Here is a 12,265-nt window from a genome sequence, read left to right on the forward strand (position 1 = left end):
TGTTTAAATTAAAAGCCTACGTTAACACCAAATAAGAAAGTTCTAGCTTGTGGATATGTTCCATAATCGATACCCATTGATGGGCTATTTCCATCATAACGCTGTACTTCCGGATCAAAACCTGTGTATTTGGTAAAGGTTAACAGGTTATAGCTGGTTGCAAATACCGTTACTTTTGTCATATTTAATCTCTTCAACAGATCTGAGCTGAAATTGTATGATAAAGTAGCTGATTTTAAGCGCAGGTAGGAACCATTTTCGACAAATCTACTCGAAGTACGGGAGTTATCGGTATTGCCTTTTGATGCTTTTGGGATATTGGTAACCTGACCAGGAGTTGTCCATCTGTCTAACACGGCAGTCGACTGATTTTTTGAATCATAAAGTCCTTCAAGATCAATACGTGATGCATTAAAGATATCGTTGCCCTGAACACCCTGGAAGAAGAATGATAGACCAAATGAACCATAATTTAATGTATTGTTCATCCCGTAGGTAAATTTAGGCTGTGCATTTCCGATGTAAGTACGGTCGGCTGCGGTAATTTTGCCGTCATTGTCTAAATCAGCAAATTTGGCATTACCATTTGCCGGATCTACACCTTGATAAACATAACCATAAAAAGCACCTAGCGGTTTGCCCACTTCTACTCTGATCGCGTTGTCGCGGCTATCAATGCCACCGAAATTAATAGAAGTTAGAGAGTTGCCTAAACTGGTTACTTTATTACGGTTTAAAGAGAAGTTTAAATCTGTAGACCATGTAAATTTATCTTTAACAATGTTTTTTGTCGATAATACGAACTCAAAACCTTTGTTTTCCATTGAACCTACGTTTCTGGCCTGGGTATCAAATCCAGTACTAAGTGCTAAAGGAACATTTAAAAGTAGATCGTCGGTTTTTTTAATGTATGCATCAGCGGTAAAGGTAATTCTTGAATTAAACATGCTTAAATCTAAACCCACGTTGGTTTGTGTGGTTTTTTCCCATGTCAAATCAGGATTGGCCAATTGGATAAAGTTATACGACCCAGAAGTAGTGGGCTGATATAACGCTAAATAAGCATAATCTCCAATACCCTCATCGTTACCAACTTTACCCCAGCTACCTCTAATTTTTAAGTCGTTTATGGTTTTACTTCCTTTCATAAAGTTCTCACCAGAAATACGCCATCCGATTGATGCTGACGGGAAGTAACCATAACGGCCTTCTTTTGCGAACCGTGAAGAACCATCTGCACGGAAATTAGAACTGAACAGATATTTGCCATCATAAGCATAGGTTACACGTGCTAAATAGGAACGTTTAGACCATTGCGCGAACGATGGAATGGTTAAGGCTACAGAGGTAGCAGCTGGCAATAAATTTTTGTTTGCATCCAGGTATTTAGAATCTTCATAAGTATAATATTTATAATCAGATTCTTGTATGGTCATACCACCAGTAGCCGTAAAAGCATTTTTGCCAACGTTTTTGGTGTAGTTTACGATATTTTCATTCAACCAAACATTATCTTTTGTCCGGTTACTCTGATACCTTCCCTGTTGGGTCCTTCCAAATTCAGAGGTAAAAGGATCTAAGAAACTTTGATAGCGGTTTCTGTTTAAGTTGGTACTGATACTCGATTTAAAGAATAGATCTTTGGTAAAATTAATCTGCGCCGCAAATGACCCTAAGAAACGGAAGTTGTTGGTTCCGTTGGTCATACGGTAGGCATAAGAAATTGGGTTTTCCCAACCACCCTGGTTAGGGTTACCTGCATACTGACCGCTACCATCCGGGTTATAGATTCCGATAGTTGGCGGGGTTGATAATGCGGCCAATATTACACCACCGCCGGCTACACCGCTGTTATCGCCAACATCAACCGATTTTCTATAAGTTAAAGCGGCTGTACCGGTTAATTTTAACCAGCTGGTGATGTTCTGCGAACCATTAAAGTTAATGGTGTATTTATCCAACACGGCTGGAGCAACAGTACCTTTATCCTGTTGATAGCCACTCGAGAAGTAGTACTGCCCCCCTTTAATACCCCCGGATAAGGAAACCTGATAGTTATTCTGTGTTCCTGTACCAAAGGTAACATCCTGCCAATCGGTATTTTGGTTGCCGAATGCGGTGTAGTTCATTTCCTTAAGCAAGGCATTGTATTGTTCCCCGTTTAACACATCCAGCTTTTGCCATAAATTAGAAAAACCAGTAAAAGCATTAAAACCTACTCTAATTTTATCTGCGCTTCCTTTCTTTGTGGTGATTAAAACAACACCATTCGCCCCACTAGAGCCATAAATGGCTGCTGCAGACGCATCTTTTAAAATGGTTAAAGTTTCAATGTCTGATGGATTTAAGAAATCTGCATTACGTGAGGTTACCCCATCAATTACATAAAGTGGACTGTTAGATCCTGTAATTGAAGTATTCCCCCTGATACTTACCGATACACCTGCACCAGGCTTGCCCGATTGCGAGATGACCTGAACGCCTGCTGCCTTACCCTGAATGGCTTGTAACGGATTGGTAACCGGTTGGTTTTCGATATCTTTTGCCGAAATAGAGGTTACTGCAGTAGTTAAATCTTTTTTAGTTGTGGTACCATAACCAATTACGACCACCTCATTTAACTGTTGATTATCATCTGATAAAGTAATGTTTACTGTTGTACGGTTATTTACTGCCTCTTCGATCGTTTTGTAACCGATAAAAGTAAATTCCAAAGTTGAATTTTGGGGTGCGCTAATGCTATATGCGCCGTTATCCGTTGTAGAAGCACCTTGGTTAGTGCCTTTTACCTTTACAGATACTCCAGGTAATGGTAAGCCTTGTTTGTCTTTTACCAGACCTTTTACAGTTATATTCTGTGCCATACTCAGAGAGATACCGCATAGCATACATACTATAAGCAATGTAAACTTTTGTCTCATAATTTTGCTCTTGTTAATATTATGCGGTAAAGTTAACACTCAATTCATGTTAAATACAAGTATTTTAAACGTTAAATTTTACGTAACTATCTGATATATAGATTTTTGAATTAAATTCGATACGCTTTAGTACCACAGTACCAATAGCCATTTTAAGCCTGATAATCAGTGGTTAAGTGGCTTGGGTAATTAGTTCTTCGGATGAAATCTGATACGCTTAAATACCTACCCGGTTTTCTTGAAATGAAGCGTAAAACAAACAAATTTGTGACGGATTAACGTGGCTTTTATTCAATTACCAGCTGGCTCCAGCCGTTTTTTGCTGTTTTTTTTAAAGTTTTCTTCCGGTCGTCCATTACTTTTTTTATGCGTGATCCGAAGGTCCAGCAGGTACTTTGCCTAATGGAAAGGATTTCTGATAATTTATGAGAGGATATCTTTCCCTTAGAAGAATAAATCAGGAAGATCATGTAAAATGCTTTATTGATCGGTATCCGTGTATTGTGAAAAATAGTATAGGTGGTTACCGATTCTTCGTAACCACATTTACTGCACCGGCGGCTATTTAAAATGTGTCCGTTAAAATAGTGGTCGTTACTGCATTTGCGGCAGTGGTAACCATTGCTCCATTTTAGCTGGGCAAGAAACTCATAACAGGTTTCCTTATCGGGATATATTTTGCTGAACTCCTCAAAATCAACTTCTGTAGACATTACCCGATCTCGGGTGACCTTTTCTACATTTGTTTGCAATTCTTCGTTATCATGCTCCAACAGCACATTCATCCGCGAAATTTCCTCTGCCTGTTGCTGTAGCAGTGCATTGGCTTCTTCCAGTGCCTGGTTTTTACTTTCAATAATGAGTGATTTGTGGTAAACCTCGCGGGTGCGCTCTTCTACTTTACTCTCGAGTTCCTGGTTAATGCTATCTTTTAGTTTGGCGTTTACAGCCATTTGCCTGATGATTTTCTGTTGCGCTTTATCCTTTTTTACTTTTAGTATCCGCACTTTATCACCTATGGCAAATGACAAAAAGATCATCTCGAGTACGAAACAGAAACTTAAACTGTAGTAACTAATAGCCCCAAAATTAAGCCAGCCAATACCAAGCATAATCAGGAATTTTAAGACAAAGCCTGCAAATAGAAAGCTATAGCCTAAAACAAAGAAACGGGCAGGTTGATATCCTTTTTTGTAAATATAAATCCCGGTAAAAAATGCAACGGACAAAGGAACGGCCTCTATAAATTTATAACTAAAGAGCGTTTGATCGAAAAGATAGCAATAAACAAAGAATAAAATTCTGCACACAATGATGCCTAAAATAAACTGATTGAGTTTGGGTGCCTTTGCTTTGACATATAAAAGTTCCCGGGTAAACAGCAGGGCGAAAATACTGGTGGCACATAAAGCAAAAGCATAGGCTACCTGATTCCATGCCGGGGCATTGGGCCATAAATATTGATAAGCTATCCCATCAGTACTCATTTCGAAAAAGCCAACACTTAAGTTGTAGAGTACATAATAGAGATATTGCTTTTGCCTGATGGCAACATACATGATGAGGTTATAGAAACTGAAAACCAGGATCATCCCATAAAAAATACCAAAGTAGAAATACTCGTCCAAGGCATAAGAGATAAACCATTCGGTGGTTCTCAATACGATGATGACATCAGCTATTTGCGAAGAACTGATCTTAAAATAGTAAGTCTGTGTTTCGTTTCCCTCGTTTTGTACTGGGATTTCGAAATTTTTATGGTGGATAAGGCGTTTATCGAAAGGATTGGCATCACCTAAATTTTTGACCTTGTATTTTTGATCTCCCTGTGGGATATAAGCGGTGATGTGATCGATAGTCTGATCGAAAAATTCAAGAATAAATGGCTTATCAGCCAGGTCATTCTGTTTAATTTTTATTCTGAACCAATATGTTTTATTGAGTTGTTTGGTTTGTGGAGTACTGCTTAAGCTGGCCTTAAACTTTTGATCGAAGGCGCTGCTTTTAATCTCATCGAAAGTGTACAGGTTACCGGCATCCTCCAAAACCTCGATTTCCTTAAAGGTAAAGATGTGCTGGGCAACAGCATCCTGCAGTTCTATTATTTTCTGTGCTTTTAAGCCCGAAACAGAAAACAATAAAATGATACCAATAAAAAAAGATAAACGCTTTGAATAAGTTAGTGCCAGCATGAACTACAAAGGTACAAAATTGTATTTAGGTGATACCGATCAGGTTATCAGCGGAGTTTCATTTTAAAAAATTAATGAAATACTGGTTCCTTTATGTTCTTCTGATTTAATGTCGATCTCGATTCTGTGGAATTTGGCAATACTTTGAACAATTGCCAAACCTAAACCAAAGCCGCTCTCTTCGGTATTTCCTCTTTTAAAACGGTCAAAGGCATCCTCCACAAGTACTTTGCTCATTCCCGATCCGGTATCGCTGACGGTTAATACATATTTTTCATACTCGGTTTTATCCGTTATCGCGATGGTTCCACCATCAATATTATATTTAATCGCATTATTAATGATATTGATCAGAAGTGTGTGGATCAATGCCTTATTGCCTGTAAAATGAAAATCCTTGCTGAGGGTTGCACTATAACTGATATTTTTATCTGCTATACGATCTTCTAAATCTTCGTAAATGTCTTCGATTTCTTGTTTCAGGCTAATTTCTTCGGTTTTTAAATACTGATTGTTTTCGACCTTCGAGATGAGTAACAAACTGTTGATTATCACCTTTAAACGGTTTAATGTTTTTAACGAAGCATAAATTTTGTTCTCGTGCTCTACCGGAATATCTGGTGTATTGAGCATATTTTCGAATCTCGTACTTAAAATGGAAATAGGGGTGAGCAGCTCGTGCGATACGTTGGCAATAAATTGTTTTTCCAGGGCGAAAAGTGTATTTATTTTTCGCATTAAGGAATTAATACTATTATCCAGGATTTTAAAATCTTCGGTGCTGGTGGGTATATTCTGATAATTATAGTGAGATGGGTCATCAACCAGGTTAATCTTTTTATCGATAATGAGGTAAAACGGCTTCAATAAAAAGTTAGAGAAGGTAAAGTCGGCTACCAGCGTAATCAGCAATGCAGCTACCAGCACGACGAGCATGTAAAAGCGGATCGAATTCTTAATCGATTGCAGGGCTGTCATCGTTTCTCCGATCTCGAGATTGTACCAGTTAGTATGGTAAGAAAATTTATAGTTCAGGATGCGGTATACCTCAATATCACCTTCAATTTCCCGCTTTTCAGTAAATACTTTTGCTGTAGAATCTTTTTGCTTGTCTGGAATATCGGTTAAAACAATAAATTCCTCCTTTAAAATATTATAGTCGGTAAATGATTGTTCTTTATTTAAAAGGCTATCAATCTCGTTGTCGTTTAAATTCTCGATGATTTTGTTTTTCTTCTTGATTAAACGGTTATCGAGCTGGTTATAGGCAAGTCGGTCTAACGAGAATAAAATGATAGCACCCAGCACCAATATGATGGCGATTTTGGTTACTGCATTGTATAAAGAAAACTTAACCTGTAACTTCATGTAAATGGATGATGTTTAATGTGAATGGATTTTGGCTCCTTCTAAGAAGGTAATTAAAGCTAGCCGCCAATCGCCCACCCTAAATGCACTAGCAATTAATCCTGTATCCAATACTTCTTACGGTTTCAAACCAGTCTGTCGGACTCACCGCTGCAAGTTTTTTACGTAAATTTTTTACGTGAACATCAACAAAATTCGAATCAGAGTTTACTTCTAAGATGTCGCCCCAAACATGTTCGGTTAGGCTCATTCTCGATACTACACGGTTTTTGTTCAGTACCAGGTAATTGAATATTTCGAATTCTTTTTTGGTGAGGTTTAATCTCTCTTCGCCAAAAGAAACGGTCCTGTTCTGGATGTTGAGCAAAAAATTGTGGATATTGATCTCATTCTTCTCCAGCTTATGTTTTCTGCGCGTAATGGCATGCATCCGCGCCAAAAGCTCATTTAATGAGAAAGGTTTAGGCAGATAATCGTCTGCACCTTCATCAAGACCTTTAATCCGATCATCTACGGCACTACGTGCAGTTAGAATAATTACCGCGTCATCACGGTCTTTAGTGGCTTTTAATTGTTTCAGAATATCAAAGCCATCGCCATCCGGCAGACCTAAATCCAATAAAATGAAATCGTAATTGTTTACAAATATCTTTTCCTCCGCAGAAGATTTTTTCCATGCATGCTCAACAATAAACCCTTCTTTACTTAAGAATTCATCCATTTCAAGCGCCAGGCTCTTTTCATCTTCAACTATGAGTACGTTCATTTTTTTTATTTAATGTTCTTGATAGCTTTAGGCTTTAATCTTGGTCTCTATAACGAAGTTAATATTTTTTAGGATGATCGCGCAGGCTTCTTCAATTTCTTCTTTTGTAATAATTAGTGGAGGAGCGATGCGCATAGAATTGCTGCAATGTAAAAACCAGTCTGATAATATGCCATCCAAGATGCAGGCGTCGATAATTTTTTTATTGATTTCAAAATTTTCAAATTCAACTGCCAGCATTAAACCTTTCCCTCTGATCTCTTTAATAGCAGGGTGTTGAAGGAGCTTTTTAAACAATTGCCCCTTTTCCTCCACCTCATCCACAATATGATTGTCGACCAATGTGCGTAAGGTAGCCAATCCTGCAGCACAACAAACCGGATGACCGCCAAAGGTAGTCATGTGGCCCAAAATTGGTGTATGCGATAACACAGACATGATTTCTAAGGAACTGATAAATGCACCGATTGGCATACCTCCGCCAATTCCTTTTGCCAACAGCAGAACATCGGGCACAACATGATAATGCTCAAAGGCAAACATTTTACCGCTGCGGCCAAACCCGGATTGTATTTCGTCAAAAATTAACAACGTTCCGGTCTCACGGCATTTTTCTTTTACGGCCTGCATGTAGCTTAAATCTGCAACACGTATTCCGGCCTCACCCTGGATGGGTTCGATAAAAACGGCAGCAATTTCTGTAGTGATTTTATCCAGATCAGCTATATTATTATGTTCGATAAAACTTACATGCGGCAAGAAAGGTCCATATCCAGAAGAATAGAAATCGCTTTCCATTAAACTTTCTGCACCCTGGGTACTGCCATGGTAAGCATTTTTGCAGGCAATAAAACCTTTTCTGCCGGTATATCGTTTGGCCAGTTTCATGGCGCCTTCCACAGCCTCTGTTCCTGAATTTAAAAAATAGGTACAACTTAAGCTTTCGGGTAAAATATCGGCGAGGGCTTTGGCAAAATTGACCTGTGGCGTTTGCACATACTCGCCATAAACCATCAGGTGCATATAAGTTTCTGCCTGCTCCTGAATGGCCTTAACTACAGCTGGATGGCAGTGGCCAACATTACTTACACCGATGCCGGCAATAAGATCGATGTGCTTTTTGTTTTGGGCATCGTAAATATAAATTCCTTTTGCCCTGACAAATTCGAGCATAAGTGGTTCAGGAGAGGTTTGTGCATTGTGTTGTAAAAACAACTGACGTTGGGTAAGCATGGTACAAAAGTACGGAAATGATGGAGCGCTTTAAAACAAAAAGACCTACATTGCTGTAAGTCTTTTTGTTTATGGTTTTTGACCACCTTTAAATCTATTGAGCAATTCTCTTTTAAATCCTTCTTGAGCTCTGTAAAACTTGCCTACCACTTTAATGGGCAGGGCAGATTTAAGCCTGTAATAATATTTTTTGTCGAGATTAAGATCTTTTTGTTTAAAATCGAACTCGCTGGTAATTAAACTTTGTACCTGCGCGTCGGTTAAATTATCAATTTCGGTTGTTTTGCGGAAAGAGATCATTTTTTGCATGCGTTCTTTACGCAGGGCATTTTGTTCCCCTTGCATATCGTTATAAATAGGCCAGAAAATTTTAGCCTCTTCAGGAGATAAATCAAGTTTTTGGGTGAAAAATGCTATTTTAAGTGATTCTATTTCTTCTCCCCTTGGTCTTTGTGCCAAAAGGGTGGTGGGTAATAAGAATATTAAAGCAACAAAAAGTAAATTCTTCATGTGTTAGTTATTTAATTCCTGAGATAAATCGTTCGAAGAGAAATTGCTCAGGATGTAGTTTTCCATTTCTGTATCTGACGCAGAAGTAGTTTTTATAGTGGATGTTGTTGTGTTTTCTGCTTCTAAATGATCGATAATTGTACTCTCATCAATATCATACAATAGTTGTTCGTTTATTGCTTCGGCAGATTGTACCTGCTGAACGGTTGTGGTTGATCCATTCTGATAGAAATATACACCAAATGAAGCCATCAAAACAAAACATGCGGCACTTGCGTATTTAACAATGTTGCGTCGCCATAAAGGAATAATTCTTGCCTCTTTTTTAGGCTCTGATGCTGCAATTCTATCTGCAACTCTACTTTGTAAAGTGTCGAAGTAGTTCTCTGGTACCGCAAAAGCATTTTTTGCTTTAGGCATTTCTGTCAGCGCAATATTCATTTCTATCCGTTCCGTTAATTCTTCAAAATAATTCTGCGGAACTTCAAAATTATTGTCACTGGTTTTCTGTTTTAGTCCATCTAGAAAGACAGCAGAAAAAATGGCCTCATCACAATTTTCGAAATATCCATCAGGAACGGAGAATGGATTGCGTTTCCCCATTGCCGCAAGGGCAGGAGCTTCGTTCATCCAATCGTTATTTTCTATATTTTCGTTCATCACAGATATATGATACAATTAAAGTGAAAAGGTTTAATAGTCTATTTCATCATTTGTAATAAAAGCTTCAATTTTTTTTGCGGCGATGTGAAAGGATGCTTTTAAAGCCCCTACAGAGGTGCCCAAAACTTCCGAAATCTCTTCATATTTCATATCGTCAAAATATTTCATATTGAAGATAATCCGTTGCTTTTCAGGTAAAGTAAGAATTGCTTTTTGCAGTTTAAGCTCGAGCTTATCGCCGTTAAAATAGGAAGATGCCACCAGGTTATCGGCAAGTTCAGATGATACTTCATCTAAAGGTGTATTGTTGCGCTGCTTCTGTTTGTTTAGGAAGGTGATTGATTCGTTAGTAGCGATACGGTAAATCCAGGTATACAGCTGAGAATCGCTCCTGAATTTATCGAGGTTTTTCCAAACTTTAACAAATACCTCTTGTAAAAGATCATCGCAATCATCGTGGTTTAAAACCAGCCTGCGGATGTGCCAGTATATTTTTTGCTGATATTTTTTTAATAACAGGTTAAAGGCTTCATTTCGCGTGCGCTCTACGGCAAACAGTGCAAGAATTTCTGAATCTTCAACTTGTTTCATTATATATAGATTTGAGATGTGAGAATTGAGATATGAGATTTGATTTTATGTGTCAAATCTCATATCCATTGTCTCAATTCTATTTTTTCCTACCAATTACTTTTTGAACAGCTTCAACAATGTTTACAGCATCTAAGCCATATTTAGACATTAACTGATCTGGTGTTCCGCTTTCGCCGAAAGTATCATTAGTGGCTACAAATTCTTGTGGGGTTGGCAATTCGGTAGTTAACAAACGGGCTACGCTTTCGCCTAAACCGCCAAACTTGTTGTGCTCTTCGCAAGTCACTACACAACCTGTTTTCTTAACCGATTTTAAGATTGCTTCGTCATCCAAAGGTTTGATGGTATGGATATTGATGATTTCGGCATCAATTCCCAATTCAGCCAGTTTTTCGCCGGCTTCAATCGCTTTCCAAACCATGTGTCCTGTAGCAATAATGGTAACATCTGTACCTTCGTTAACCATCCAGGCTTTACCGATTTCGAATTTTTGATCAGGATCTGTAAATACAGGGATTACCGGACGACCAAAACGTAAATAAACCGGGCCTTCGTATTCTGCAATGGCTAAAGTTGCTGCTTTAGTCTGGTTATAATCACAAGGATTGATCACCACCATTCCCGGCAGCATTTTCATCAAACCGATATCTTCTAAAATCTGGTGTGTTGCACCATCTTCGCCTAAAGTTAAGCCTGCGTGAGATGCACAGATTTTAACATTTTTATTAGAATAAGCTACCGACTGGCGGATCTGATCGTAAACACGGCCGGTAGAGAAGTTGGCAAATGTACCTGTAAAAGGAATTTTACCACCAATGGTCATACCTGCTGCAATACCGATCATGTTTGCTTCTGCAATACCAACCTGTGTAAAACGCTCAGGGAAATCTTTAATAAAAGCATCCATTTTAAGCGATCCAACTAAATCGGCACATAAAGCAACCACATTTTCGTTTTTCTTACCAGCCTCATGTAAGCCAGCACCAAAACCCGAACGTGTATCTTTTTTTTCTGTATATGTATATTTTTTCACGAGCTTATATTTTTTTATTTAAAGGTGTTCAAGCTTGCTTCGCAGGTTTTCATACCTCAAACCCCTAAAGGGGCTTTATTTGTAGTTAAAATTAAAAGTTATTTACTCCCCCTTCAGGGGGGTAAGGGGCTAATAGTCCCCTAATGTTTCTGGTAACTGTGCTAAAGCTAAGGCCAATTGCTCATCATTTGGCGCCGTACCATGCCATTTATGCGAACCCATCATATAATCTACACCAGCACCCATTTGCGTACTCATTAAGTTTAAGATCGGTTTACCTTTTCCAGTCAAAGTTTTTGCATAGTGTAATCCCTCAACGATAGATTGCATATCATTGCCATCGGTATTGATTACATGCCATCCGAATGCTTCAAATTTTGCTTGTAAACTATCTAAAGAAAGTACTTTTTTAGTAGGACCATCAATCTGCTGACCGTTATAATCTACGCTGCAGATCAAAGTATCCAACTCATGGAAGGGTGCAAACATTGCTGCTTCCCAGTTTTGGCCTTCTTGTAATTCTCCATCACCATGTAGCGTGAATACGTAAGATTTATCACCATTTAACCTTTTGGTTAGTGCAGCGCCGATGGCTACTGACATGCCCTGACCCAATGAGCCCGAAGCTACGCGGATACCCGGTAAGTGTTCGTGCGTAGTAGGGTGACCCTGTAATCTAGAATCTAGTTTACGGAAAGTTGCCAATTCACTTTTATCGAAATAACCTGCATGCGCAAGTGTGCTGTACCAAACCGGAGAAATGTGCCCGTTAGATAAGAAGAATAAATCTTCACCAATACCGTCCATAGTGAAATCTTTCTTGTGGTTTAAGACTTCAAAATATAGGGCAGTAAAAAAATCGGCGCAACCTAATGAACCACCTGGGTGGCCTGATTGACATCCGTGAACCATTCTTACGATATCCCGTCTGATCTGAGAGGCAATATCTTCTAGCTCTTTAATTGTATGTTTCATTAAAATAAGA

General features: G+C 38.6%; 10 protein-coding genes. All 10 read right to left on the reverse strand.

Annotation, left to right across the window (positions count from 1 at the left end; genetic code table 11):
• Positions 1–8 precede the first annotated feature (8 nt).
• Positions 9–2,864, reverse strand: a complete 2,856-nt coding sequence (locus AC04Q1_RS13230) for a SusC/RagA family TonB-linked outer membrane protein (RefSeq protein ID WP_478365071.1) — start codon at positions 2,862–2,864, stop codon at positions 9–11.
• A 344-nt stretch (positions 2,865–3,208) separates the two neighbouring features.
• Complete coding sequence (locus tag AC04Q1_RS13235; RefSeq protein ID WP_478365072.1) at positions 3,209–5,113, reverse strand: 7TM diverse intracellular signaling domain-containing protein; 1,905 nt, start codon at positions 5,111–5,113, stop codon at positions 3,209–3,211.
• A 63-nt stretch (positions 5,114–5,176) separates the two neighbouring features.
• The gene (locus AC04Q1_RS13240) at positions 5,177–6,481 is read right to left on the reverse strand and encodes a sensor histidine kinase (protein WP_478365073.1); all 1,305 of its coding nucleotides are present in this window, start codon (positions 6,479–6,481) and stop codon (positions 5,177–5,179) included.
• 88 nt (positions 6,482–6,569) lie between these two features.
• Positions 6,570–7,247, reverse strand: a complete 678-nt coding sequence (locus AC04Q1_RS13245; RefSeq protein ID WP_478365074.1) for a response regulator transcription factor — start codon at positions 7,245–7,247, stop codon at positions 6,570–6,572.
• Between the two features lie 27 nt (positions 7,248–7,274).
• Positions 7,275–8,480: an aspartate aminotransferase family protein gene (locus AC04Q1_RS13250; RefSeq protein WP_478365075.1), complete on the reverse strand. Its 1,206-nt coding sequence runs from the start codon at positions 8,478–8,480 to the stop codon at positions 7,275–7,277.
• 69 nt (positions 8,481–8,549) lie between these two features.
• A complete protein-coding gene (locus tag AC04Q1_RS13255; protein ID WP_478365076.1) occupies positions 8,550–8,990 on the reverse strand; it encodes a hypothetical protein in 441 nt (146 codons plus the stop codon).
• A gap of 3 nt (positions 8,991–8,993) precedes the next feature.
• The gene (locus AC04Q1_RS13260; protein ID WP_478365077.1) at positions 8,994–9,650 is read right to left on the reverse strand and encodes a hypothetical protein; all 657 of its coding nucleotides are present in this window, start codon (positions 9,648–9,650) and stop codon (positions 8,994–8,996) included.
• Positions 9,651–9,683: 33 nt separating this feature from the next.
• Complete coding sequence (locus AC04Q1_RS13265) at positions 9,684–10,244, reverse strand: RNA polymerase sigma factor (protein WP_478365078.1); 561 nt, start codon at positions 10,242–10,244, stop codon at positions 9,684–9,686.
• Positions 10,245–10,323: 79 nt separating this feature from the next.
• Positions 10,324–11,280 (reverse strand): transketolase family protein, encoded by a 957-nt coding sequence (locus tag AC04Q1_RS13270; RefSeq protein WP_109931287.1) that lies wholly within the window; start codon positions 11,278–11,280, stop codon positions 10,324–10,326.
• Positions 11,281–11,409: 129 nt separating this feature from the next.
• Positions 11,410–12,255: a transketolase gene (locus AC04Q1_RS13275; protein ID WP_316847550.1), complete on the reverse strand. Its 846-nt coding sequence runs from the start codon at positions 12,253–12,255 to the stop codon at positions 11,410–11,412.
• Positions 12,256–12,265 lie beyond the last annotated feature (10 nt).

The organism is Pedobacter humicola, from assembly GCF_056490705.1.